This window comes from Lelliottia nimipressuralis (assembly GCF_041464075.1).
GTDB classification, from domain to species: Bacteria; Pseudomonadota; Gammaproteobacteria; order Enterobacterales; family Enterobacteriaceae; genus Enterobacter; species Enterobacter nimipressuralis.
In genome coordinates this window covers 2,390,692-2,416,257 of record NZ_CP167172.1, presented here as the reverse complement: position 1 = coordinate 2,416,257, position 25,566 = coordinate 2,390,692, and the positions used below count along the sequence as shown (strand labels likewise).

Annotated in this window: 26 protein-coding genes; 13 read left to right on the top strand and 13 right to left on the bottom strand. The window is 54.4% G+C overall.

Features of this window, described 5'->3' with window-relative positions:
- Window positions 1–5 precede the first annotated feature (5 nt).
- From lapB to yciH, 3 genes are all read left to right on the top strand, one after another.
- Window positions 6–1,175: a lipopolysaccharide assembly protein LapB gene (gene lapB, locus ACB496_RS11325; RefSeq protein WP_100779975.1), complete on the top strand. Its 1,170-nt coding sequence runs from the start codon at window positions 6–8 to the stop codon at window positions 1,173–1,175.
- A gap of 186 nt (window positions 1,176–1,361) precedes the next feature.
- Window positions 1,362–2,099 carry an orotidine-5'-phosphate decarboxylase gene (gene pyrF / locus ACB496_RS11320; RefSeq protein WP_371972531.1) on the top strand — a complete coding sequence of 246 codons (738 nt, stop codon included), beginning with the start codon at window positions 1,362–1,364 and terminating at the stop codon, window positions 2,097–2,099.
- The gene (gene yciH, locus ACB496_RS11315) at window positions 2,099–2,425 is read left to right on the top strand and encodes a stress response translation initiation inhibitor YciH (protein WP_123427728.1); all 327 of its coding nucleotides are present in this window, start codon (window positions 2,099–2,101) and stop codon (window positions 2,423–2,425) included. The genes pyrF and yciH overlap by 1 nt, the downstream gene beginning before the upstream one ends.
- Window positions 2,426–2,526: 101 nt before the next feature.
- On the opposite strand, the gene osmB is transcribed toward yciH, so the two are convergent.
- The 3 genes from osmB to ACB496_RS11300 all read right to left on the bottom strand — a co-directional run bounded on the left by osmB (window position 2,527) and on the right by ACB496_RS11300 (window position 4,012).
- A complete protein-coding gene (gene osmB, locus ACB496_RS11310; RefSeq protein WP_100780870.1) occupies window positions 2,527–2,745 on the bottom strand; it encodes an osmotically-inducible lipoprotein OsmB in 219 nt (72 codons plus the stop codon).
- A 265-nt stretch (window positions 2,746–3,010) separates the two neighbouring features.
- A complete protein-coding gene (locus ACB496_RS11305; RefSeq protein WP_371972530.1) occupies window positions 3,011–3,763 on the bottom strand; it encodes a DNA-binding transcriptional regulator YciT in 753 nt (250 codons plus the stop codon).
- A 66-nt stretch (window positions 3,764–3,829) separates the two neighbouring features.
- Window positions 3,830–4,012 (bottom strand): hypothetical protein, encoded by a 183-nt coding sequence (locus ACB496_RS11300; RefSeq protein WP_371975226.1) that lies wholly within the window; start codon window positions 4,010–4,012, stop codon window positions 3,830–3,832.
- 193 nt (window positions 4,013–4,205) lie between these two features.
- On the opposite strand from ACB496_RS11300, the gene ACB496_RS11295 reads away from it, so the two are divergent.
- Entirely contained in the window at window positions 4,206–5,075 is an 870-nt protein-coding gene (locus tag ACB496_RS11295) for a crotonase/enoyl-CoA hydratase family protein (RefSeq protein WP_102103841.1), read from the top strand.
- Here ACB496_RS11295 and pdeR read toward each other — a convergent pair.
- The 10 genes from pdeR to pspF form a co-directional block, all read right to left on the bottom strand.
- Window positions 5,072–7,063, bottom strand: a complete 1,992-nt coding sequence (gene pdeR / locus ACB496_RS11290; protein ID WP_100779981.1) for a cyclic di-GMP phosphodiesterase — start codon at window positions 7,061–7,063, stop codon at window positions 5,072–5,074. The two genes, ACB496_RS11295 and pdeR, sit on opposite strands and share 4 nt — an antisense overlap.
- A 320-nt stretch (window positions 7,064–7,383) precedes the next feature.
- Entirely contained in the window at window positions 7,384–9,318 is a 1,935-nt protein-coding gene (locus ACB496_RS11285) for an exoribonuclease II (RefSeq protein ID WP_100779982.1), read from the bottom strand.
- Between the two features lie 87 nt (window positions 9,319–9,405).
- Window positions 9,406–10,407, bottom strand: coding sequence for a CMD domain-containing protein (locus ACB496_RS11280; protein WP_371972529.1), 1,002 nt, complete (start codon window positions 10,405–10,407; stop codon window positions 9,406–9,408).
- 163 nt (window positions 10,408–10,570) lie between these two features.
- Window positions 10,571–11,359, bottom strand: a complete 789-nt coding sequence (fabI, locus tag ACB496_RS11275; RefSeq protein ID WP_100779984.1) for an enoyl-ACP reductase FabI — start codon at window positions 11,357–11,359, stop codon at window positions 10,571–10,573.
- 124 nt (window positions 11,360–11,483) lie between these two features.
- On the bottom strand, window positions 11,484–12,290 hold the full coding sequence (sapF, locus tag ACB496_RS11270) for a putrescine export ABC transporter ATP-binding protein SapF (RefSeq protein ID WP_100779985.1): 807 nt from the start codon (window positions 12,288–12,290) through the stop codon (window positions 11,484–11,486).
- Window positions 12,291–13,283, bottom strand: a complete 993-nt coding sequence (gene sapD, locus ACB496_RS11265; RefSeq protein WP_102103838.1) for a peptide ABC transporter ATP-binding protein SapD — start codon at window positions 13,281–13,283, stop codon at window positions 12,291–12,293.
- Complete coding sequence (gene sapC / locus ACB496_RS11260; RefSeq protein ID WP_100779987.1) at window positions 13,283–14,173, bottom strand: putrescine export ABC transporter permease SapC; 891 nt, start codon at window positions 14,171–14,173, stop codon at window positions 13,283–13,285. Before sapC ends, sapD begins: the two co-directional genes overlap by 1 nt.
- Window positions 14,160–15,125, bottom strand: a complete 966-nt coding sequence (sapB, locus tag ACB496_RS11255) for a putrescine export ABC transporter permease SapB (protein WP_102103837.1) — start codon at window positions 15,123–15,125, stop codon at window positions 14,160–14,162. The genes sapC and sapB overlap by 14 nt, the downstream gene beginning before the upstream one ends.
- Window positions 15,122–16,762 (bottom strand): ABC transporter substrate-binding protein SapA, encoded by a 1,641-nt coding sequence (gene sapA / locus ACB496_RS11250; RefSeq protein ID WP_100779989.1) that lies wholly within the window; start codon window positions 16,760–16,762, stop codon window positions 15,122–15,124. Before sapA ends, sapB begins: the two co-directional genes overlap by 4 nt.
- 88 nt (window positions 16,763–16,850) lie before the next feature.
- Entirely contained in the window at window positions 16,851–17,843 is a 993-nt protein-coding gene (gene pspF, locus ACB496_RS11245; RefSeq protein ID WP_164971786.1) for a phage shock protein operon transcriptional activator, read from the bottom strand.
- Window positions 17,844–17,994: 151 nt separating this feature from the next.
- Here pspF and pspA point away from each other — a divergent pair, with 151 nt between their 5' ends.
- The 9 genes from pspA to ACB496_RS11200 all read left to right on the top strand — a co-directional run bounded on the left by pspA (window position 17,995) and on the right by ACB496_RS11200 (window position 25,554).
- Window positions 17,995–18,663, top strand: coding sequence for a phage shock protein PspA (pspA, locus tag ACB496_RS11240; protein WP_107703462.1), 669 nt, complete (start codon window positions 17,995–17,997; stop codon window positions 18,661–18,663).
- A 54-nt stretch (window positions 18,664–18,717) separates the two neighbouring features.
- Window positions 18,718–18,942, top strand: coding sequence for an envelope stress response membrane protein PspB (pspB, locus tag ACB496_RS11235; protein ID WP_371972528.1), 225 nt, complete (start codon window positions 18,718–18,720; stop codon window positions 18,940–18,942).
- Window positions 18,942–19,301 carry an envelope stress response membrane protein PspC gene (gene pspC, locus ACB496_RS11230; RefSeq protein WP_100779993.1) on the top strand — a complete coding sequence of 120 codons (360 nt, stop codon included), beginning with the start codon at window positions 18,942–18,944 and terminating at the stop codon, window positions 19,299–19,301. Before pspB ends, pspC begins: the two co-directional genes overlap by 1 nt.
- Before the next feature lie 15 nt (window positions 19,302–19,316).
- Window positions 19,317–19,538: a phage shock protein PspD gene (pspD, locus tag ACB496_RS11225; protein ID WP_100779994.1), complete on the top strand. Its 222-nt coding sequence runs from the start codon at window positions 19,317–19,319 to the stop codon at window positions 19,536–19,538.
- Between the two features lie 200 nt (window positions 19,539–19,738).
- On the top strand, window positions 19,739–21,436 hold the full coding sequence (locus ACB496_RS11220; RefSeq protein ID WP_371972527.1) for a sugar phosphorylase: 1,698 nt from the start codon (window positions 19,739–19,741) through the stop codon (window positions 21,434–21,436).
- A 12-nt stretch (window positions 21,437–21,448) separates the two neighbouring features.
- Window positions 21,449–22,741, top strand: a complete 1,293-nt coding sequence (locus tag ACB496_RS11215) for an ABC transporter substrate-binding protein (protein ID WP_129035213.1) — start codon at window positions 21,449–21,451, stop codon at window positions 22,739–22,741.
- A gap of 21 nt (window positions 22,742–22,762) precedes the next feature.
- The gene (locus ACB496_RS11210) at window positions 22,763–23,644 is read left to right on the top strand and encodes a carbohydrate ABC transporter permease (protein WP_102103833.1); all 882 of its coding nucleotides are present in this window, start codon (window positions 22,763–22,765) and stop codon (window positions 23,642–23,644) included.
- Window positions 23,631–24,473 (top strand): carbohydrate ABC transporter permease, encoded by an 843-nt coding sequence (locus tag ACB496_RS11205; protein ID WP_107703464.1) that lies wholly within the window; start codon window positions 23,631–23,633, stop codon window positions 24,471–24,473. Before ACB496_RS11210 ends, ACB496_RS11205 begins: the two co-directional genes overlap by 14 nt.
- Window positions 24,474–24,501: 28 nt before the next feature.
- Window positions 24,502–25,554: a zinc-binding alcohol dehydrogenase gene (locus ACB496_RS11200; protein ID WP_371972526.1), complete on the top strand. Its 1,053-nt coding sequence runs from the start codon at window positions 24,502–24,504 to the stop codon at window positions 25,552–25,554.
- Window positions 25,555–25,566: the final 12 nt, after the last annotated feature.

Genomic DNA, 25,566 nt, shown 5'->3' with positions numbered 1-25,566 from the left:
CGAATATGCTGGAGTTGTTGTTTCTGCTTTTGCCTGTAGCCGCAGCCTATGGCTGGTATATGGGCCGCAGAAGTGCGCAACAAAATAAGCAGGACGAGGCAAACCGGCTTTCCCGTGACTATGTGGCGGGGGTTAACTTCCTTCTGAGCAACCAACAGGATAAAGCGGTAGACCTGTTCCTCGACATGTTAAAAGAGGACACCGGTACCGTTGAGGCGCATCTCACCCTCGGAAACCTGTTCCGCTCGCGTGGCGAGGTCGATCGCGCCATTCGCATCCACCAGACATTGATGGAAAGCGCCTCTCTCACCTACGATCAACGTCTGCTCGCAGTCCAACAACTGGGCCGTGATTACATGGCCGCCGGCCTTTACGATCGCGCTGAAGACATGTTCAGTCAGCTGGTCGATGAAACCGATTTTCGCATCAGCGCTTTACAGCAACTCCTGCAAATTTATCAGGCAACCAGCGACTGGCAAAAAGCCATCGATACCGCAGAACGCCTGGTGAAGCTCGGGAAAGACAACCAGCGCGTTGAAATCGCCCATTTCTACTGTGAGTTGGCCTTACAGCAGATGGGTAGCGATGATATGGACAAAGCCATGTCGCTGCTGAAAAAGGGCGCGTCTGCCGATCGTAACAGCGCACGTATCTCCATTATGATGGGGCGCGTGTTCATGGCGAAAGGCGAGTTTGGCAAAGCCGTCGAATGCCTTTTGCGGGTGATCGATCAGGATAAAGAGCTGGTCAGTGAAACTCTGGAAATGCTGCAAACCTGTTATCAGCAGCTTGGGCGTCCGGATGAGTGGGTGAGCTTCTTACGTCGCTGCGTTGAAGAGAACACTGGTGCGACGGCGGAACTGATGCTGGCGGATGTCGTGGAGCAGCACGAAGGCAACGATACCGCCCAGGTCTATATCACCCGTCAGCTGCAGCGTCACCCGACCATGCGCGTCTTCCACAAGCTGATGGACTACCATCTGAACGATGCGGAAGAAGGGCGCGCGAAAGAGAGCCTGATGGTGCTGCGTGACATGGTTGGCGAACAGGTGCGCAGCAAGCCGCGCTATCGCTGCTCAAAATGCGGATTCACCGCCTATACGCTCTACTGGCATTGTCCTTCTTGCCGCGCCTGGTCAACCATTAAGCCGATACGCGGTCTGGACGGGCAGTAATTTTTTAAAACACTGCATATTAGTTACAACATACTCTTTAGGTTTTATGATCTGTTAAACTCCGTGCAATCTGCCGTCAGGCAGGATGGTAAATCGATTCTGTCAATTTCTGGCGCCGACAGGTAGAATGCTCGCCGTTTATCTATCCCGCGCCGCTGCGGCGCCCATAGACGAAAAGGGCTGGTCATGACGTCTGTTGCATCCTCTTTTTCCCGCGTAGTTACCGAATCTCCTGTTGTTGTTGCACTCGACTATAACAATCGTGACAGCGCACTCGCGTTTGTCGATCGCATCGACCCACGCGACTGCCGTCTGAAAGTCGGCAAAGAGATGTTCACCCTGTTTGGACCGCAAATCGTGCGCGACCTGCAACAGCGTGGCTTCGAGGTCTTTCTCGACCTGAAATTCCATGACATCCCAAACACCACTGCCCACGCGGTAGCAGCTGCGGCTGAACTGGGCGTCTGGATGGTGAACGTTCATGCATCAGGTGGGGCGCGAATGATGACCGCCGCTCGCGAAGCGCTGGTGCCGTTTGGCAAAGACGCACCGCTGCTGATTGCCGTTACCGTACTTACCAGTATGGAAGCGAGTGATTTACGTGATCTGGGCGTGACGTTGTCACCGGCCGAGCACGCTGAACGCCTGGCGCGCCTGACGCAAAATTGCGGGCTGGATGGCGTGGTCTGTTCCGCTCAGGAAGCCGTGCGTTTCAAAGCTGAACTGGGGCAGGCATTCAAACTGGTTACCCCGGGCATTCGTCCTGAGGGCAGTGATGCGGGCGATCAGCGCCGTATCATGACGCCAGAGCAGGCGCTGGCGGCAGGCGTTGACTACATGGTGATTGGTCGTCCGGTCACGCAATCTGCCGATCCGGCGCTAACCTTAAAAGCAATTAATGCATCTTTGGGTAAGGGGGCGTAATGAGCGACTCTAACAGCCGTCTGGTCTATTCGACGGACAGTGGCCGTATCGATGAGCCAAAAGTGGCCGTGCAGCGTCCGAAGGGCGATGGCATTGTGCGTATCCAGCGTCAGACCAGTGGTCGTAAGGGCAAAGGCGTCTGCCTGATCACCGGCATTGACGAGGATGACGCAGCGCTGGCAAAACTGGCCGCAGAGCTGAAAAAGCGATGCGGATGCGGTGGCGCGGTCAAAGACGGCGTAATCGAAATTCAGGGCGACAACCGCGAGTTAATTAAAACCCTGCTCGAAGCCAAAGGGATGAAAGTCAAACTGGCAGGCGGCTAAAATAATAAGCCACGGTATTTACCGTGGCTTTTTTCTTGGTGCGTAAGTCAGAAAATTGCGTTCTGAATTAATCAAATCAAACAGTGGCTATTTAATATATCTTATTTACCGACCTGATGGCCGATAACACCACCTACGGCGGCACCACCTAATGTACCCAGCGTGCTACCATCGGTTAAGACTGCACCACCGAGAGCACCGGCACCTGCCCCGATCGCGGTGTTACGGTCACGTTTAGACCAGTTAGAACATGCGCTCAGAGACATTGCGAGGGTTACTGCCAAAACAGCTGCGGCTAATTTTTTGCTGGTTAAATTCATCATACTTTCTCCTGAATTATTGATTCACGGAAATAAGCTATCTGTAAGTATAGTCAAAAGAATACTTCAGCGTCATATTCCGTGAAACCTGGTCGCGCAGGTGTTACACAATCACGCAGGTGATAGTCACTTCCTGTTATATCGCTAATAGTAATTTTAAGTTGTTGGTATCGAAACGACAGGTAAATAATCTTAAAGGGATGTTCAGAATTATCTCAGATGCCAGAATAGGCTATGCGCCCGAGAAGACGGGCGCAGGTGAGCGTCAGACAGAGTGTTTGACGATATCGACGGTCAGGCCATCGCGCTGCAGTTGCTCGCGGTGCGCATCGCTCAGACGGTCATCGGTAATGACACGGTTGAAGCGGGAGATCGGCCCCATCATATAGGGATGCACCGCGCCAAATTTCGAGCTATCTGTCAGCACAATGGCTTCACAGCCTTTTTCCAGAACCGCGTTTACCACATCGGAACGCATCATATCGCGGCCGGTAAAGCCGGTTTCCGGCTGCCAGCCGTCAATCCCAATAAAGGCCTTGCTGAAGTGAACCTGCTGAACATACTGACGCGTCAGCGGCCCGACCATGCTTTCGCTTTTTTTCTGGTAGATACCGCCCAGCAGAATCACCTCGCATCGCGTCTCTTTCAGCAGATGGGCGATATAGCTGCTCACGGTAATGATCGTGATGTCTTTCAGCTCCGCGAGCGTGCGGGCCAGCAGGGCGTTGCTGCTGCCGTTCTCGATAAACACGGTTTCACCGTTGTTGACCAGCGAGGCGGCAAACTCCGCCAGTTCACGTTTTAGCGCGAAATTGGTCATCATGCGCGTTTCAACGTCTTCACTGTCCAGCGGTACGGCGTAACCGTGAGCACGGCGCAGATAACTCTGTTTTTCAAGCAGATTCAGATCCTGACGAATAGTGACCTCTGAAACGCCGGTCGTTTTGGCCAGCTCGACGACACTTACGCGTCCTTTATCGATCACCATCTGCAGAATGATTTGTTGTCGGGAATTCATAGCATCCATATAAACGCGGCGAGCGCCGCGGGTTGAAAGTACGACAAAACGAAAAAGGGGTAAAGGTTACACTTCCCAGGGGGCTTTAGACGGGTCGGGATCGGACGAATGGCCCATACCGTTCTGCGCCAGTAATTCAGATTTCAGGATCTCAAGATTACGGATCGCGGAGTGGTAATCGCCAGCGACCAGAATATCCAGCACCGTATCAATACGTTGTGCCACTCTCTGCGCGTCAACTTCAGACATCATCTCACCCTCAGAACGAAAAGTTAATAATTTCAATGATGCAGAAATTGCTTCCAAAAGAGAAGGGAAAAAATGCACTAACCAAATTACATAAATGAAAGTGATAAATTTATCCCTCCGCATACAGACGAGTTGGGTGGTGGATTAGTCTAAAACTGCGCGCAAGGCGCTTTTTTATATGAGGAATTAGACTATGACAGTCATCAACCAAGCAACCTGCAAACTGTTCACCGATCCTGAACGTTTTACCCAACTCGCAGGCTATTACGAGGAGGAACGGCGCACCGTGTGGATGCTGCTACGCGCCCAGCCGCGTCCTTGCTTTAATCACGCATTAATTGAGGAGATCATGAATATGTCGTGGCTGGTGCGGCAATCTGGTTTTGCCGTCGACTTCTGGGTTACCGGCTCACTGGTTCCGGATATGTACAACACGGGAGGGGATTTACGTTTCTTTGTGGAGTGCATTCAAAACGGACGCCGCGAAGCGTTGCGCGCCTACGCTCGCGCCTGCGTCGATTGCGTTCACGCGGCGTCGCGCGGGTTTGATACAGGCGCTATCACGCTGGCGATGGTGGAGGGCAGCGCGCTCGGCGGGGGATTTGAGGCCGCGCTGGCACACCATTTTGTGCTGGCGCAGCGCGATGCGCGGCTGGGCTTTCCGGAAATTGCGTTTAACCTGTTCCCCGGCATGGGCGGATATTCGCTGGTCGCTCGCCGCGCAGGTATGAAGCTGGCCGAGGAGTTGATCTACCGAGGTGAGTCGCACACGGCGGAGTGGCACGAGCAGTTTGGTCTGGTGGATGTGCTGTTTGAGCCGGGGCAGGGATACGTATCGACACGCACGTTCATCGATACCTTACAGCCGAAGCTGAACGGCGTTCGGGCAATGCTTCGCGCCCGTCAGCGTGTGTTGCGGCTGCCACGCAGTGAATTAATGGATATCACTGAGGACTGGGTGGATGCGGCGTTCTGCCTGGAGTCGAAAGACATTGCTTATATGGAACGTCTGGTGATGCTGCAAAACCGTCATAATGCGGCGGGCATGCGCAAAGCCAGTTAACGCATTTTTTTCGCCTGATAACGCTTGAGCCAGCGCTCGAATGCGGCAGCGGGCATCGGCTTAGCAAACAGAAAACCCTGCCGTTCGTTGACGCCGTTCTTGGTCAGAAAGGCGTCTTCTTTCGCACTCTCCACACCTTCCGCGATGACTTGTAAATTCAGCGCCTGAGCCACGGCCACAATGGCGCGCACCAGCGACTGTGAAATCGACTGCTTATGGATATCGCGCACAAACACCTGGTCGAGCTTAATGGCGTCAATCGGGAAGCGGGCCAGCTGGGACAGGGAGGAATACCCGGTGCCAAAGTCATCAAGGTGAATTTGTGCCCCCAACTGACTGAACTGTTGGATTACCGATAGTGCCAGCTCCTCGTTTTCAATCAGGCAGCTTTCCGTCAGTTCCACATCAATCGGGCAGTATTCGAAATGAAGATCTTTCAGCGCCTGCTTGAGATCGCTGAATATCGTCTGGTCCGCGAGCTGTCGCGCAGAGACGTTCACCGCCACCCGCAGGTTGATACCTTTATCACGCCATTTCGCGACCTGACGCACCACGTCGAGCATGACCCAGCGCCCGAGGGGAACAATCAGCCCCGACTCTTCGGCGTAGGAGATAAACTCCAGCGGCGGAATCAGCCCGCGCTCTGGCGACTGCCAGCGCACCAGCGCTTCGAGGCTACGCACTTCGCCCCGCCAGGTGATTTTCGGCTGGTAGTGAATCAGCAGCTGATCGTTATCCAGCGCTTTGCGCAGGTTGGTATCCAGCCACAGATATTCGAATACCCGCTGGTTCATTTCTGGCGAGAAGACGCAGAACTTACCGCGGCCGCTCTCTTTGGCCGTGTACATCGCCGTATCGGCGTTGCGAATAATGCTCTCGCGATCGGTGCCGTGCTGCGGCGCCAGGGAGATCCCCAGCGAACAGCCGGTGTAGATTTCGATAAGACCGATGCGGAAGGGCTGGCGCAGACGCGTCAGGATGCGCGAAGCCATCGCCTCAAGGGTGCTTTGTGAGGTGTTGGTCGCCAGCACGATAAACTCATCGCCCCCGAGACGCGCCAGCACCTGACCCTCTTCCAGACAGCTTAAAATCGCCAGGGCGACCGCCTGCAGCAGCTGATCGCCAAACATATGCCCGTAGGCATCGTTCACTTTTTTAAAGTTATCGAGATCAAGATACACCACGCCGACCTGAGCCTCGCCGCGCGTATCGATCGCGTCGCTGATAAGTTCATGAATGGCGTTGCGGTTGGGGAGGCCGGTAATGGTGTCGGTATTGGCCAGCACGCGCAGACGCTCCTGCGCGCGGCGTTCTTCAGTGATATCCGTGCCGGAACAGATAAGAAAAATTTCATTTTTCCCGCTGCCGCTGTGGACGAATTTGTTTCTGAACAGAAACAATCGTTGGCCTTTTCGGGTCTTGATCCAGCGCTCGACTTCGTAAGAACTGCCGTTACGGAAAAAACCGGAAATATTTCGTTTAGATGCTGCCGCTTCGCTGCGGCTCATGAACAGTTTAAAGACGTTTTGCCCGATCACTTCCTGCTCTTTCATGCCGGTATATTCTTCGCTCAGACGATTAAAGCGCTGAATATTGCCCTGCTGATCGAGGATCACAATTACCGAGTTTGCTTCAGAAACCACCTGTTCGGCAAAGGATAACCCCTGCACCAGGTCGCGCGCGACGGAAGGGGTGTCGTTCCAGGCAGAGGCCGTGCCGGCCCACTCTTTTTTGTTGATTTTGCGACCCACCAGATGGACGGGAACATCGGTGCCGTACAGAGAAAGGGTCAGGGTGATGCTGGAAGTAATAACGGTGAGCTGACGAATCAGTTCTGCTTGATCGTCGCTTAAGGCGATGACCTGGGTCGTGTCCGAGTTTTCACTGGCGGCGAGATGGAGAGCATTACTGTCCGCTGTAAGACGCCACCAGGGACTGTGTGTGCCCATGTAACGAAACAGCAAATTATGCTCCAGATCGTCAATCATGTTTTCTCCCGGACCTGCTCAATGGCGCAAAATTATGCATTTGCATTCGACTTTTCCGTAGTGACACAGCGGCATAACCGAGCTGAACTTATTGTTTTTCCCTACATTCTTATATTAAAACGAGAAGTGATAAAAAGGATACACGTGGATAAAAATTCCCGTAACCAAAGATGACGGTCTTCTTTTACTGTAGATAATTGTGATTGTTTTTGTGGGCTTCGAGAGGAATATATTAAGAAAAAGTGATGAATACACGATTTAGCAAGGGAAGAAAAATGTCGGCGTTCCCAAAAAGAAACCGCCGACATATTTAAGGCTTATCAGGCAACAGGGCGCGCGATAATACTGCGGGTTTCCATGCGCACTTCTGCAATATTGACATCAATCACATCGGTGACCTTGTAAACCGTCTCACCTTTGATCTGCACCGCGCCATTTTCCTGGCTGCAGGTCAGCTCATCGCGAACCGCATGCAGGAACGGGGCAGGGATAAAGGCAACGGCGCCATTGTCCACCAGACGCACGCGCATACCGCCGCGGCTAACGTCAATGATCTCTGCCGCGAAACGGGTCTCCGTTCCGGCTTTATCATTCAGGAAGCGTGCATACAGCCAGTCACCGACATCGCGTTCAGCCATGCGGTTCAGGCGGCGACGCTCTGCCATCTGGATGGTTGTCTCTTCCTGCGGACGGGCGATGGTTTCACCCTTGATGATCGCTTTCAGCAGACGGTGGTTCACCATGTCGCCGTATTTACGAATCGGTGAGGTCCAGGTCGCGTAAGCGTCGAGACCGAGGCCAAAGTGCGGGCCAGGCTCGGTGCTGATTTCGGCGAAGGACTGGAAGCGACGGATGCGGCTGTCGAGGAAACCAGACGGCTGTGCGTCCAGTTCACGGCGCAGTTTGCAGAAGCCGTTCAGCGTCAGCACTTCCTGCGGATCGACGTGTACGTCATGCGTTTTCAGCAGGGCAGCCAGCGCTTCGGTGTTCGCCGGATCAAAACCGGTATGAACGTTGTAAATGCCAAAGCCTAATTTGTCGCGCAGCACACGGGCGGCACAAATGTTGGCGGCAATCATCGACTCTTCAACGATGCGGTTGGCGATACGACGCGGTTCAGCAACGATATCCAGCACTTCGCCTTTTTCGCCCAGTACAAAGCGGTAATCCGGACGATCTTTAAACACCAGCGCATGGGTTTTACGCCATTCGCCACGGCTCAGGCAGAGGCGCTGCAGCAGGGTAATTTGCTGAGCAATCGCTTCGCTTTCCGGTTTCCAGCTGCCGGTGTTCTCCAGCCAGTCGGAGACATCGTCATACGCTAGCTTCGCTTTGGATTCGATGGTCGCGGCGAAGAATTCGATATCGTCTTCAATCGTGCCGTCTGCGGCAACGGTCATGCGACAGGCGAGTACCGGGCGGACTTCGTTCGGACGAAGAGAGCAGAGATCGTCGGAAAGTTCACGCGGCAGCATCGGGATATTGAAGCCCGGCAAATAGTTAGTGAACGCGCGAATTTTCGCTGAGTCGTCCAGCTTGCTGCCTTCAGCAATCCAGGCGGTCGGATCGGCAATCGCGACGGTCAGGTGCAGTTTGTCGTCACTGCCTTCTTCGATATACAGCGCATCATCCATATCCTGGGTGCTGGCGCTGTCGATAGTGACAAAGTTCAGGGCGGTCAGATCGCGACGCGCCAGGCCTTCATCCATCATCTCGGTCGCAACGCCGTTTGGCGCCTCTTTTTCCAGATTATGACGGGCAAGCGTTACCCACCACGGCACGAAATGATCGTCGCTGTAGGTAATAAAATGAGTCAGTTCTGCGTAGAAACCGCGATCGCCTTTCAGCGGATGGCGACGCATCTGGGCAACGGCCCAGTCACCTTCTTTAAAATCGTGTTCAACGCCGCGTTCTGCGCGGCAAGGGATAGCATCTTTGAGCAGCGGATGGTCCGGCACAATAGACAGGCGATCGTCTTTGCGATGCACTTTACCGACAAAACGGGTCAGGAAAGGTTCGATCAATTCTTCTGGCTCGGCGGATTCACGATCTTTTTCGGTGTGAATCACTGCCGTCACACGATCGCCGTGCATCACTTTTTTCATCTGCGGAGGCGGGATGAAATAGCTTTTCTGTGCATCGACTTCCAGGAAGCCAAAGCCCTTTTCCGTGGCTTTTACCACCCCTTCAGCACGTGGCGTCTGGGAATGCAGTTGCTGTTTAAGCTGCGCTAGCAGCGGGTTGTCCTGAAGCATAGTGTTCTATTTTCGTGGCCATTGAGCGGCTGACAGTTTTACGCGAATCTCACTGCTACAGCAAGCGCATTTAGGGATTGTGCAGGGTTATTGGCCCTTGCTTAAGGCGATTTTCAGGCGGTTGATCCAGCCCAAAAAAGCACTCCAGGTCAGTAAATGGATGGCGTCGGCGGCGGGAATACCCTCTTCAATAAGAGGGGAAAATTGCGCGGCGCTAAAGCGATCGGGAGAGCGGCTCAACAGTTCGGTCGCGGCAAGCACAGACGCCAGCGCGCCATAGCGCGAATTTGCCGCGTACATATCGCTTTGCAGGAATTCACCCACGCATTCGAGCAGCGCCGGTTCGTGGCACAGGACTGGCGTTAGCTCACGTAACAGTGGCTCTGCCTGCCAGCGGGAGAGCGATTCCAGCTGCTGAGCGGTGGCGTAGCGTAACTCTACGCCCGGGAAAATCGGCTCCCACGCATTCATATCCACATCAGGAATCAGCGCATGCGGCGGAATATGGTGTCCAGGCAGCCAGCGCACAGGGTGCCCCAGCATTGCCTGAAATGCCGCTACCACGCGGGCCTGAAAACCGATAAAGCCAATAATCTGGTTGATGACAATAACGTCGTAGGTCGTCAGGCCGACCTCATCGAGCTGCAGCTGCGCTTTGCCGTCGATAATATCCGGCGAACTGGCCAACTGGCGGGAGTACTGGGTGATTTGGGCGAGGCGTTGATTACTTTCACGTGAGGAGTCAGGGCCGGGAAGTGGGGCGAGCAGGGCGGCATAGTGGTTACACAGTCGCTGAACACCACAGGCCTGCGCCACGGTCAACGCGGTGCTCAGGCGGTCATAGGCGCTGAGCGTGTGCAGGCGATTCACCGCGATATGCAACGGGAACAGTAAATCGCACAGCGCACGCGCCGGTTTCAGCCAGCTTTCGCACGGGGTCACAATCTCTGTGGGCAACGCTAAATCGAGCAGAAAACGATCGTCGACATGAGCGGCCTCGGGAACCAGCGGCAAAACATCATCCCGACAGTGATTTGTCTGGGTCTCGTGATACCAGTGGCCTTTGCCGGTAAAGCGGCGTTGTTCCATGTGCGTTCCTTGATCTCAAATGGCGATCAATATCCTGGCGCATGGCTTTCAGTGCGAAAAATATTGTTAGGTGATAACAAATAGCAGAACGGAATAACGACGGGAAAAAAGCGGTTCTGGCGGGAGAAAAACTCTCTTCCCGTGAGGGAAGAGAGTGAAACACTTATTTGATTTCCAGCTCGTTCATTGCTGCGATGTTGAAACCGCCGTCAACGTGAACCACTTCGCCGGAAATACCCGCAGAGAGGTCAGAGCACAGGAAGGCTGCGGAGTTACCCACGTCTTCGATGGTGACGGTACGACGAATCGGCGTAACCGCTTCGCAATGCGCCAGCATTTTACGGAAATCTTTGATACCGGATGCCGCCAGCGTACGGATTGGGCCAGCAGAGATACCGTTAACACGCACGCCTTCAGGACCCATCGCGTTCGCCATGTAGCGCACGTTAGCTTCCAGAGAGGCTTTCGCCAGGCCCATCACGTTGTAGTTAGGGATAGCGCGCTCAGCACCCAGGTAAGACAGGGTCAGCAGAGCGGAGCCTGGGTTCAGCATGGTGCGGCAGGATTTAGCCATCGCCACAAAGCTGTAAGAGCTGATGTCGTGCGCGATTTTGAAGCCTTCACGGGTTACCGCATTCACGTAGTCGCCGTCCAGCTGATCGCCCGGTGCAAAACCGATTGAGTGAACGAAGCCGTCGAATTTCGGCCAGACTTTTGAAAGCTCAGCAAACATGCCATCGATGCTTTCGTCTTGTGCAACGTCGCATTCCAGAATGATGCTGGAACCCAGCTGCGCGGCGAACTCTTCAACGCGGCCTTTCAGCTTGTCGTTCTGGTAGGTGAACGCCAGCTCAGCGCCTTCGCGGTGCATAGCCTGTGCAATGCCGTAGGCGATGGACAGTTTGCTGGCAACGCCAGTCACCAGAATGCGCTTACCGGAAAGAAAACCCATAGCTTAGATCCTTATATTCATTGTTATGGCGAACGCCCTCTCATCGTGGCGATCGTCGTTAAAACGCGGCGATAATAGCACGTGTCGCGTTCAGAGTTAATCCGACCACTTTATATGGCCGGTGTCATTTATCCTTGCGCCAGGCATCAGCCGTCAGCGCCTCACCGAAATGCCCGGCGATCAGGCGCTTGGTCAGGTCGTGCAGCGGGGAGGCCAGCACATCGGCGGTGCTTCCGCGCTCCACCACTTCACCCTGATGCATTACCAGCACCTGGTCGCTGATGTGTTTCATCATTCCTAAATGCTGGGTCACATAGATATACGAAATACCCTGTTTCTCCTGCAATTCAAGCATCAGGTTGATGAGCTGTGAACGCATCGACATATCGAGTGATGCCAGCGCTTCGTCGGCGATAATCACCTTCGGGCGCAGGATCAACGCGCGCGCAAGCCCAAGACGCTGTTTCTGCCCCGGTGCCAGCATGTGCGGATAATAGCTGACGTGGTCGGGCAGTAGGCCGACCATGCGCAGCGTTTCGATAATACGTTTACGCCGCTCTTCTGGCTCCAGATCGGTATTCAGTCGCAGCGGGAAATCCAGAATCTGCGAGATACGCTGACGCGGATTGAGCGACGTCGACGGGTCCTGGAAAATCATACGAATACGCTGACTGCGGAACGAATAGTCGCCAAATGACAGAAAATGGTCGTCGATCAGAACATCACCCGCCGTCGGCTCGACCATCCCCGCCAGCATCTTCGCGAGCGTAGATTTCCCCGAGCCGTTTTCGCCGATAATCGCCAGGGTCTGCTTCTCGCGCAGGGTAAAGCTGAGAGGCTTCACCGCTTCGACAGTTTGACGATGAAACAGCCCCGTGCGATAGCGAAAGGTCTTACTCAGGTTGCGAACTTCCAGCAACGTTTCGACCATTTACTCTCTCTCCATGTTCAGCGGGAAATGACAGGCGTACAGATGGTTTTTCGCGCCAGTCAGACGAGGCGTTTCAATGCATTCGCGCTGGGCGTACGGACAGCGAGGGCCGAGTCGGCAGCCAATGGGCAGCGACTCCAGCAGCGGGATGGCGCCCGGCAGGGTGTTCAGTCGGCTTTTATGGGGCATTGCGCTGCCAAAATCCGGGATCGCGCGAATCAGCGCCTGGGTATACGGATGGTGCGGCGTCGTCACCAAATCTTCACTGATGGCCGTTTCTACCGTCTGACCGCAGTACATCACGTCGATCTTGTCCGCCCATTTGCTCAGCATCTGCAGGTCATGGCTGATGAGCAGAATGGTGGTGTTGTTGTTCTGATTCAGACGCGACAGCAGGCGGAAAATCTGCGCCTGGGTGGTCGGCTCCATGGCGTTGGTCGGTTCATCGGCGATCAGCAGGCGCGGCTGATTGGCAAGCGCAATGGCGATCATCACCTTCTGGCACTCACCGTCCGTCAGCTCGTAAGGGAAACTGCGCATCGCATCTTTATGGTCTTTAATCCCCACGCGGTGCAGCAGCTCAATCGCGCGGCGTTTACGCCAGCCGACACGCTGCCACCAGCGGCCTTTATAGGTCCAGCCAGGGATATTCTGCATCAGCTGTTTCCCGACGCGTTCCGATGGATCGAGACACGACTGCGGCTCCTGGAAGATCATCGACACGTTATGACCCACCAGCTTGCGCCGTTCGCGAGGCGACAGGCGCAGGAGATCGATATCGTCAAAACGCATACGGTCTGCGGTCACGCGCCAGTTATCTTTGGCGACGCCGCAGATTGCTTTTGCGATAAGGCTTTTACCTGAACCGGATTCGCCCACCAGCCCACGGATTTCACCCTCGGCCAGGGTAATACTGATGCGGTCGACCGCTTTCACCCAGCCTTCGCCGGTCTTAAATTCAATGGTCAGATTGCGGATATCAAGTAACGGCATTATTGCACCCCCGCATTAATTGCGCGGCGAATACCGTCGCCCAGCAGGTTGATCAGCAGCACGCTCACCATAATGGCGGCACCGGGCAGCATCACCGTCCACGGCGCGACATAGATCAGTTCGAGCGCATCACCGAGCATTGCCCCCCATTCAGGCGAGGGCAGCTGCGCGCCGAGATCGAGAAAACCGAGCGCGGCAATATCCAGAATCGCCATCGACAGGGCGCGGGTGATTTCGGTCACCAGTCCCGAGGCGATATTCGGCATCACCGCGAACCACAAAATATTCAGCGTAGTGGCGCCGTCAAGACGCGCCGCCACCACGTACTCTTTTTCCAGCTCATCATGCACCATGCTGTAAACCGAGCGCACCATGCGCGGCAGCAGCGCCAGCCAGACGGCAAACATCGCATGGGACAGGTGCGGCCCGGCGAACGCCACCACGATAATCGCCAGCAGCAGAGACGGGATCGACAGCAGGGTATCGAGAATATGGTTCAGCACCGCCGAACGCAGGCCGTGTGTGGCGCCCGCAAACACCCCGAGCGCCAGGCCAAAGAAGGTCGCGGCGAACGTGACGACGAACGCGCCGCCGACGGTCGGGGCCGCGCCACTTAACAGGCGACTCAGCACATCGCGACCTAAATCGTCCGTGCCCAGGAAGAACGACACTTCGCCGTAGCGCGACCACGACGGTGGTAACAACTGATAGCCGAGGAACTGCTGATCAAGCCCGTAAGGGGCAAACCAGCCGCCAAAAATACAGAGCAGCGCCAGGCCGCCACAGCCGTACAAACCGATCATCGCTGTGGTGTCGCCGTAGAATTTGCGCCATACGGTACGGACTACGCCGGGCGTGCGCTTCTCCCGGTATACGCTATCGTAAGGCATACGATTCCTTATGTTTCAGCGGGTTGGCCATAGCACCCAAAATGTCAGAAATCACGTTCACGATAATGACCAACGAACCGATCACCATCACACCGGCAGATATCGCCGCATAGTCTTGCTGACGAATGGCGTTGATCATCCAGCGGCCCAGACCCGGCCAACTGAACACCATTTCGGTAATCATCGCCAGGGTCAGCATGGTGGAGAATTGCAGCCCCAGGCGCGGAATAACCGGCGGAAGGGCGTTATGCAGGACGTGACGACGTAAAACCGTCAGGCGAGAGAGGCCACGAGTGGCAGCCGCTTTCACGTAGTTTTGCTCAAACACATCGATAGTGCTGGTGCGCATCAGGCGAATCACTTCCGTGGTTGGCGCGACCGCCAGCGTCAGCACCGGCAGAACCATGTGGCGCAGGGTACTGATGATCATTTCGTGACGCCAGACGGAGTCAGAAAGCCAGGCGTCGATAATCGCAAATCCGGTGACGGTTTTGACGGTATACAGCAGATCAAAGCGGCCCGAGACCGGCAGCCAGCCCAGCGTCAGAGAGAAGAACAGCGTCAGCAGCAGCGCCAGCCAGAATACCGGAATCGAGAAGCCAAGCAGCGCGAGGGCACTGATCAGCTTATCCTGCCATTTATTGCGAGTGATCCCCGCCAGCATCCCCACAGGAATGCCCACCAGCAGAGCAAAACCAAAGGCCAGAATACACAGCTCCATGGTCGCCGGGAACACCTCTTTCAGCTGCTCAGAGATCAGCTGGCCGTTAATGCTGGAGACACCAAAGTCCCAGTGCAAAACGCCGTTAAACCAGAACATCCAGGCATCCCAGAAGGACGATCCCTGCAGCGGGGCATGGGGCGTGAAATAGCTCAGGCTGAAGCCGATAAAGGTCAGAAAAAACAGCGTCACTGCCAGCAGCAACAGACGGCGTAAGGTAAAAATAATCATGGTTTTTTCACCTCATCTTGTTTCTCACGCGACACGCCTGCGAACGAAGCGTTGCCGAATGGGCTGAGCACCAGACCTTTAATATCATAGCGATAGGCCTGCAATCGCAGAGAAGAGGCCAGCGGTAACACCGGCAGTTCGCGGGCCAGGATGTTCTGCGCTTCGTCATACGCCTCTATACGCGAGGCCAGTTGCTGGGACGACAACGCTTTTTGCAGCACCGTGTCAAATTCACGGTTACACCAGTGAGCGTAGTTGGTCTGGGAACGAATAGCGGCACAGCTCAGCAGCGGGCGGAAGAAACTGTCGGGATCGTTACTGTCCGTCGACCAGCCAGAGAGCGTCAGATCGTGATTCATATCCATCAGACGCGCCTCCTGGAAGCGGCCTTCGACAGGGACTATCACCACTTTCACGCCGATCTGAGCCATATCCGCCTGGATCAGCTCCGCCGTTTTTAATGGACTCGGGTTCCACGCCTGCGAACTGGTCGGGACCCAAAGCTGCAACGTGAGGTTGGTCGCGCCCAGCGCCTTGAGCTGCTCGCGCGCTTTAGCCGGATCGTATTCGGTAATTTTCGCTTCGTTGTCATAGGCCCAGGACGCACGCGGCAGAATCGACGCCGCCGTTTCAGCGGTACCGTAATAAATGGACTGCATCAGACGCTGGTTATTGATCGCCAGTGCGAGGGCGTGACGCACGGCGGGGTTATTCAGCGGCGGCTTGTCCGTATTAAAGGCCAGATAAGCGATATTCATACCGGGGCGCAGGGTCAGACGTAAGCGCGGATCGTCGCGCAGTATCGTCAGCTGGCTGGCGGCAGGCCACGCGAGTACATCGCATTCGCCGGTCAGCAGCTTGGACAATCTGCCCGTCCCGCCGGAGCCGAGATCGACCACCACCTGCGGCATCAGCGGCGTGCCGCGCCAGAAGTGTTCGTGACGTTGTAACCGAATATACTGACCAGCCCGGTATTCCGCCATCTGGAACGGACCCGTACCGACCGGCTGGCGGTCGAGCAGCTCCTGATGATCCACTTTTGTCAGCTTATCGGCGTACTCCGCCGACATGACCGACGCATAGTGGGTAGCCAGGTGCCATAAGAAAGAGGCGTCAGGGCGCACCAGACGAAACTCCACCGTCCGGCTGTCCAGCTTACGCACGTCTTTAACCGTATCGGCAAACTGCAGGCTGTCGAAATAGGGGAAACTGCCGCCGTTGACGTTATGCCACGGGTGATTGCGGTTAAAAATACGCTGGAAGGTAAACACCACATCATCGGCGTTCAGCTTACGGGTCGGTTTAAACCACGGCGTCGACTGAAACGCCACGTCGTCGCGCAGATGGAAACGGTAGGTTGCGCCGTTATCAAGCACTTCCCAGCTCTCGGCAAGTTCCGGCACCAGGCGGTAGGTATAAGGGTCAACATCGAGCAGGCGATCGTAAAGCTGTGCGGCGAGGGTGTCGACAATCAGGCCGCTGCCTGCTTTTTGTGGGTTCAGGGTGTCGACTTGCCCGTTCACGCAATAGACAAAACCACTGTCGCGAATATCAGGAAGCGCAGTCTGTTCGGGCGCAGCAAAGACCAGGCGGCTAAACAGACCGAGTGCAATCAGGGACGATAAAACCAGACGCATAATTTTCAGGGTTTTAAGATTCGATCTGCAAAGTGTATCGCACTTACCCCTGATTCGTAAAAATGTCTGCAGGTAAGTGCCGATAATGTCAGCGCATTTGATGCTTTTTGAGCAATGCCCTTAATTGATGGTAGGTCAGACCCAGCAGTTCGGCTGCCTGCTTCTGGTTATATTTTGCCTCTTTCAGGCTCAGTTCGAGCAACTGGTGTTCCTGTTTGTGCTGAAACTGGCGCAAATCGAGGGGCAGAGAAGGGGTATCGGCGTGCGGCGTCGGTTCTGGCTTTGTCGGCGCGGCGCGGTAAAAGGGATCGATAATAATGTTATCCAGCTCAGTCTCACTGCTGGCGTGGCGATACACGGAGCGCTCCACGACGTTTTTCAGTTCACGAATATTGCCCGGCCAGCGGTAGTCCAGCAGCGTTTCCCGCGCATAATCGCTAAAGCCGGGGAACAGCGGCATTCCCAGCTCGCGGCACATCTGAATGGCGAACTGCTCGGCCAGCAGCATGATATCGCTGCGGCGCTCGCGCAAGGGCGGGAGCTGCACCACGTCAAAGGCCAGACGATCGAGAAGATCCGCGCGGAATTTCTCCTCCGCCACCATTTCCGGCAAATTGGCATTGGTGGCGCACACCAGGCGCACATTCACCTGCAACGGCTGGCTGCCGCCCACGCGCTCCAGCTCGCCGTACTCAATCACGCGCAGCAGTTTTTCCTGCACCAGCATTGGGGCGGTGGCCAGTTCATCAAGAAACAACGTCCCGCCGTCTGCACGCTCAAAACGTCCGGGGTGGCGTTTTTGCGCGCCGGTAAAGGCCCCGGCCTCATGGCCGAACAGCTCCGTATCCAGCAAATTCTCGTTCAGCGCCGCGCAGTTTAAGGAGATAAACGGCCCGTCCCATCGCCCGGACAGATAATGCAGACGGTTGGCGATAAGCTCCTTCCCGGTGCCGCGCTCACCGATTATCAGTACCGGCTTATTGAGCGGGGCCAGGCGCGAAACCTGCTCCAGCACCTCAAGAAAACTGTTCGCTTCGCCCAGTAAATTGTCTTTGTAATCAGCCATGATGAAATTAACCACTCGTTAGCGATATTCACCAGGTGAGAGTAGGATGTCCGTGGTGTAAAATCAACCACAATCATATAAATCAATAAGATAAAAACTTGGCACGGGAATTGTATTAGTTCATCAGCAGGGCATCGCCCGATAACAGAAATGTGAGGATTGAATTATGGGTATTTTTTCTCGTTTTGCCGACATCGTGAACGCCAACATCAACTCGCTGCTGGAGAAAGCGGAAGACCCGCAGAAGCTGGTGCGTCTGATGATTCAGGAAATGGAAGACACGCTGGTTGAAGTCCGTTCCACCTCTGCGCGTGCGCTGGCTGAAAAGAAACAGCTGTCACGTCGTATCGAGCAGGCTACCGCTCAACAGAGCGAGTGGCAGGAAAAAGCGGAACTGGCGCTGCGTAAAGATAAAGACGATCTGGCCCGTTCGGCGCTGATCGAAAAACAAAAGCTGACCGACATCGTCGCGACGCTGGAGCATGAAATCACGCTGGTGGATGAAACGCTCACCCGCATGAAAAAAGAGATCGCGGAGCTGGAAAACAAACTCAGCGAAACGCGTGCTCGCCAGCAGGCTCTGACGCTGCGCCACCAGGCGGCCAGCTCATCCCGTGACGTTCGCCGTCAGCTGGATAGCGGTAAACTGGATGAAGCGATGGCGCGTTTCGAATCTTTTGAACGCCGCATCGACCATATGGAAGCCGAGGCCGAGAGCCACAGCTTTGGTAAACAGAAAACGCTGGATCAGCAGTTTGCCGATTTGAAAGCGGATGACGAAATCAGCGAGCAACTTGCGGTGCTGAAAGCCAAAATGAAGCAAGACAACCAATAATAATGAATGCGGCACCTCCGCGTGCCGCAACGCATCGTAAGACAAGGAGACCCTATGAGTGCGCTGTTTCTGGCTATTCCCCTGACCATTTTCGTGCTTTTCGTTCTGCCGATCTGGTTATGGCTGCACTACAGCAACCGCTCTTCCCGGGGCGAGCTCTCGCAAAGCGAGCAGCAACGGCTGTTGCTGCTCACCGATGACGCGAAAAAAATGCGTGAACGCATCCAGGCGCTCGAATCCATTCTGGATGCGGAACATCCAAACTGGAGGGAGAATTAATGGGCGGACTGAATTTAAATAAAAAACTGTGGCGTATCCCCCAGCAGGGGATGGTGCGCGGCGTGTGCGCCGGGCTGGCGCGCTATCTGGATGTGCCAGTGAAACTGGTGCGTGTGGTCACCGTGCTGTCGATCTTCTTTGGTCTGGCATTCTTTACCCTGGTGGCGTACATCATTTTGTCCTTCGTGCTCGATCCGATGCCGGACAGCGCCATGTCATCGGAAGATGCGCCGACCAGCAGCGATTTGCTCGACTCGGTGGATGCCGAACTGGCCTCCGGCGAGAAGCGTCTGCGCGAAATGGAACGCTATGTCACGTCCGACACGTTCACGCTGAGAAGTCGTTTTCGTCAGCTTTAACAGAGAGATAAAAATATGAATCGCAACTGGCAGCAGGCCGGTCAGAAAATGAAACCGGGCCTTAAAATTGCAGGCAAATTCGTTTTACTGACCGCGCTACGTTATGGCCCGGCAGGTGTGGCGGGTTGGGCGGTGAAATCTGTTGCCCGGAAACCGATCAGAATGCTACTGGCCGTGGCACTGGAGCCGCTGCTTAAGAAGGTCGCAGGCCGTTTTTCCCGCCGTTATTTTTCCTGACACTTCCCTCATTTAATGCCTTCTCTCAACGCGAGAGAGGGCATCAGCCCCGTTTTGAATATCATTATCATTGTTTCATCCTTTCTTTGCGTTAGCTCACATTAATGAGCAGAGCCGCTTTTTATTTGCACTTTTGATCCCTGAGGTTCGTTGACAGAAATTTTTATGGGGAGTAGATTGCTTTCCGTGGGACCGCTACCATGGAAATCAACGTGAACAATAAAATAACGCATTTAATTAATCTTATTTATGGCGATTCTTTTTCTCATAAGGATTTTAGTATTCTTCAGGAAAAGATAGGAAACGCGCGGAAGGTTATTAGTCATCAGCGTAAGGCGAATTGGGATGAAAAGGATGTGGTATTAATTACCTATGCCGATCAGTTTCAAAATCGCAACGAAAAAGCGCTGCCTGTCTTCACGCGATTTTATAATCGCTGGCTGTCTGATTCATTTTCTCACGTCCATCTTTTGCCTTTTTATCCGTGGTCTTCGGACGACGGATTCTCGGTCGTCGATTATCACCGCGTGGCGCCAGAAACAGGTGAGTGGGGCGATGTGGCTGAGTTAAAAAAATCAACAAATCTGATGTTTGATTTTGTCTGCAACCATATGTCAGCCAAAAGTGAGTGGTTCAACAATTATTTAAACCAGGTTCCTGGCTTTGAAGAGTTTTTTATCGCCGTAGACCCGGCAACGGATTTATCAGCCGTTACCCGTCCGCGCGCACTGCCGCTGTTAACACCGTTCACAATGGCAGAGGGCACGGTGCGCCACCTGTGGACCACCTTCAGCGAAGACCAGGTTGACCTCAACTTTGCCAGCCCGCAGGTCCTTATCGCCATGGTCGATGTGCTACTGAAGTATCTGGCTGAAGGTGCCGATTACATCCGCCTGGATGCGGTCGGGTTTATGTGGAAAATTCCAGGAACGACCTGTATTCATCTGGAGCAAACTCACCGCCTGATTCAGCTATTCCGCGCGATCACCGAAGAGGTTGCGCCCGGTACGGTCATCATCACTGAAACCAATGTCCCCCATAAAGACAACATTTCGTACTTCGGCGATGGTACCAACGAAGCGCAGATGGTCTATCAGTTTTCACTGCCGCCGCTGGTGCTTCACAGCGTGCATAGCCAAAACGTTGAGGCCCTTTGCCAGTGGGCGCAGCAGCTTAAGCTGCCTTCATCGAAGACCACCTGGTTTAACTTCCTCGCCTCCCACGACGGTATCGGCCTGAACCCGGTGCGCGGGATTATTCCTGAGAGCGATATTCTGGCACTGGTCGAAAAACTCCAGCATGAAGGCGCGCTGGTAAACTGGAAAAATAATCCGGACGGCAGCCGCAGCCCCTATGAAATTAATGTGACTTATCTGGATGCATTAAGTCGGCAAGACAGTACAGATGACGAACGTATTGCCCGATTCCTTCTGGCTCATGCCGTGTTATTAAGTTTTCCAGGCGTGCCCGCAATTTATATTCAAAGCATTATTGGCTCTCGTAACGATCATGATAACGTTGAGCGGCTGGGTTATAACCGGGCGATAAATCGGCGGAAATATCACGAGGGTGAAATTGATAACGAGCTGGAATGTCATAGTAGTCTTAGATACAAAATTTATACTGCATTAAAAAATATGCTTTCACTACGCCGTCAGCAAAAAGCATTTCATCCTGACAGCACAGCATTTTATGATGCACCGAATCAGCATGTTCTTAGAATCATTCGTGTCGCAGATAATGGTGAGCGGATCGCGGCGCTGTTTAACTTTAATGAACATGCGCAAATTATTTCCTCGGGAATTCACTCTGGGGTGGAATTACTTACGGGAACGCCTGCTAACGGAGATTCTGTAACCCTTAATCCGTGGCAGGTTATGTGGATTAAAGAAATCTAAAAGGACATAAAAATGAAGATGCCTAAAATTGTGCTGTTATCAGCACTGGTTTCGTGCGCCCTGTTGTCTGGCTGTCGGGATGACAACAATAAAGTAGTCGCCATTGAATTCATGCACTCGTCGGTGGAGCAGGAGCGCCAGGCGGTAATCACTCAACTTATTGAACGCTTCGAGAAAGACAATCCGTCAATCAAGGTAAAACAGGTTCCGGTGGAAGAGGATGCCTATAACACCAAGGTGATTACGTTGGCCCGTACAGGCGCTTTGCCTGAGGTGATAGAAGTCAGTCACGACTACGCCAAAGTGATGGACAAAGAACAGCTGCTCGACCGCGATGCCATCAGCGCCGCGATTGGCGCTGTCGGTGAAAACACGTTCTACGACGGCATTCTGCGCGTGGTGCGCACGGAAGACGGTAAGGCGTGGACAGGTGTTCCGGTTAGCGCGTGGCTTTCCGGTGTCTGGTACCACAAATCGGTGCTGGCCGCTGCGGGGATTCAGGAGCCTGCGACCTGGGAGCAACTGCTCAAAGCCAGTCAGTCCCTGAATCACCCCGAGAAAAAACAGTACGGTATCGCCTTACCGACGGCGGAAAGCGTGATGACCGAACAGGCATTCTCTCAGTTTGCGCTGTCGGGTGGTGCGAACGTCTTCGATGCGAAAGGGGATGTGGTCATCAATACGCCGGAGATGGCGAAAGCGCTGGCGTTCTATCGCGATCTGGCGGCTACCACCATGCCGGGCTCCAACGATGTGATGGAAATTAAAGACGCCTTTATGAACGGCTCCGCGCCAATGGCGATCTACTCCACCTATATCCTTCCTGCGGTATTTAAAGATGGCAATCCGGCCGATCTCGGGTTTGTTGTGCCGACGGAAAAATCCTCGGCGGTTTACGGCATGGTGACATCACTAACCATCACCAACGGGCAAACCGAGGAAGAAACCAAAGCGGCAGAAACCTTTGTCACCTGGATGGAGCAGGCTCAAAACGCAGCCGACTGGGTGATGATGTCGCCGGGTGCAGCGCTTCCGGTCAACAAACGGGTGGTGGATACCGCGTCGTGGAAAAACAACAACGTCATACAGGCGTTTGGTCAGCTTCCGTATGAGTTGATAGCCCAGTTCCCCAACGTGCAGGTCTTTGGTGCTGTCGGCGACAAAAACTTTACGCGTATGGGCGACGTCACCGGTTCGGGTGTGATCAGTTCGATGGTGCATGACGTGACGGTCGGGAAGAAAGATCTCTCCACCACGTTAAACGATAGCCAGAAGCGTCTGGCCGATCTGATTTCACAACGATAGGGGCGCACCGCGAAGGGAATTATGAAGAGGTTGTTTACTGGCCGTTCCGATCTGCCTTTCGCCATGCTGCTGTTGGCCCCCAGCCTGATATTGCTGGGGGGCCTGGTAGCCTGGCCGATGATTTCGAATATCGAAATCAGTTTTTTACGCCTGCCGCTGAATCCGCGTATCAGCGCCACCTTTGTCGGTCTGGATAATTATATCCGGATTCTGGGGGATTCCGCGTTCTGGCACTCATTGTGGATGACCTTCTGGTATACGGCGCTGGTGGTGCTTGGCAGCACTGGCCTGGGTCTGGCCGTGGCGATTTTCTTCAATCGCGAGTTTCGCCTGCGTAAAACGGCGCGTTCACTGGTGATCCTCTCGTACGTTACACCGTCCATCTCGCTGGTGTTCGCCTGGAAATACATGTTCAACAACGGCTACGGCATCGTGAACTATCTGGGCGTTGATGTGCTGCACCTTTACGACCAGGCACCGCTGTGGTTTGACAACCCCGGCAGCAGCTTTGTGCTGGTGGTGCTGTTCGCCATCTGGCGTTATTTCCCGTACGCATTTATCTCGTTTTTAGCGATTTTACAGACCATCGATAAATCGCTGTACGAGGCGGCAGAGATGGATGGTGCGAACGGCTGGCAGCGTTTTCGGATCGTGACGCTTCCCGCGATCATGCCGGTGCTGGCAACCGTACTGACGCTGCGGACCATCTGGATGTTCTACATGTTCGCGGACGTTTATCTGCTCACCACTAAGGTCGATATTCTCGGCGTCTATCTCTACAAAACGGCGTTTGCTTTTAACGATCTGGGGAAAGCGGCTGCCATCTCAGTGGTGCTGTTTGTGATTATTTTCGCCGTCATCCTGCTGACCAGAAAAAGGGTAAACCTCAATGGCAACAAGTAAACGCACCCTCAGTCGCGTCGGATTTTACGTCGGACTGGCGCTGTTTCTGCTCATCACGCTGTTTCCGTTCTTCGTGATGCTCATGACCTCGTTCAAAAGTGCCAAAGAGGCGATTTCACTGCATCCGACGATCCTGCCGCAGGCATGGACGTTGCAGCACTACATCGACATCTTTAACCCGCTGATTTTCCCGTTTGTGAACTATTTCAGGAACAGTTTGCTGGTCTCCCTGAGTTCGTCGGTTATTGCGGTATTCCTCGGGACGCTTGGGGCCTACGCGCTATCGAAACTTCGCTTTAAAGGGCGGGCCACTATCAATGCCAGCTTCTATAGCGTCTATATGTTCTCCGGGATTTTACTGGTGGTGCCGCTGTTCAAAATTATTACCGCGCTCGGCATTTACGACACCGAACTGGCGCTGATCATCACGATGGTGACTCAGACGCTACCGACAGCTGTTTTCATGCTCAGAAGCTATTTCGACACCATACCGGACGAAATTGAAGAAGCGGCGATGATGGACGGGCTAAACCGTCTGCAAATTATCTTCCGTATCACCGTCCCGCTTGCCATCTCCGGCCTGGTCTCGGTGTTTGTCTATTGCTTCATGGTGGCCTGGAACGACTACCTGTTTGCATCGATTTTCCTCTCAAGCGCCAGCAACTTCACATTGCCGGTCGGGCTGAACACGCTCTTCAGTACGCCGGACTATATCTGGGGCCGCATGATGGCCGCGTCCCTGGTGACGGCATTGCCGGTGGTTGTGATGTATGCGCTTTCTGAACGTTTCATAAAAAGTGGTTTGACCGCCGGTGGCGTAAAGGGCTGAGGCGGCCTGTTTTTAACAAGGAGTAGTCATGAAAAAATTAGTTGCGACAGCGCCGCGCGTAGCCGCGCTGGTCCAGTACGAAGATCGCCCTGTGGCGGCAAATGAAGTCAAGATCCGTGCCCGTTACGGCGCGCCAAAGCACGGAACAGAAGTGGTCGATTTCCGGGCGGCAAGCCCCTTTATTGACGAAGAGTTCAATGCTGAGTGGCAACTCTTCACACCGCGTGCTGAAGGCGCTGCGCGTGGTATCGAGTTCGGCAAATTCCAGCTGGGCAATATGATCGTCGGGGACATCATTGAATGCGGCTCAGAGGTCACGGATTACCAGATCGGGGATTCCGTTTGCTGCTACGGGCCGCTTCAGGAGACGGTAATCGTCAATGCCGTCAACAACTACAAGCTACGTAAAATGCCGCAGGGCGCATCCTGGAAAAACGCCGTCTGCTATGACCCGGCACAGTTCGCCATGAGCGGGGTACGTGATGCTAACGTTCGCGTCGGAGATTTTGTGGTGGTAGTGGGGTTAGGTGCCATCGGTCAGATCGCTATCCAACTGGCAAAAAAAGCGGGTGCGTCCATAGTCATTGGCGTTGACCCTATCGAACACCGCTGCGACATCGCCCGTCGCCACGGCGCGGATTTCTGCATCAACCCGATCGACAATGACGTTGGGCTGGAGATTAAACAGCTCACCGGAAAGCAGGGGGCCGACATCATTATCGAAACCAGCGGCTTCGCCGATGCGCTGCAATCCGCACTGCGCGGACTGGCTTACGGCGGAACCCTCTCTTATGTCGCATTCGCGAAACCCTTTGCCGAAGGATTCAACCTGGGACGCGAAGCGCATTTCAATAACGCGAAGATCGTCTTCTCACGCGCCTGCAGCGAGCCGAACCCGGAATACCCGCGCTGGAGCCGTAAACGCATCGAAGAAACCTGCTGGGAGCTGCTGATGAATGGCTACCTCAACTGCGACGATCTGATCGATCCGATCGTGAGCTTCGAAACCAGTGCGGAAAGCTACATGACGTATGTCGATAAGCATCCGGAACTGAGCATCAAAATGGGCGTGACTTTTTAAGCAAGCGAGAAC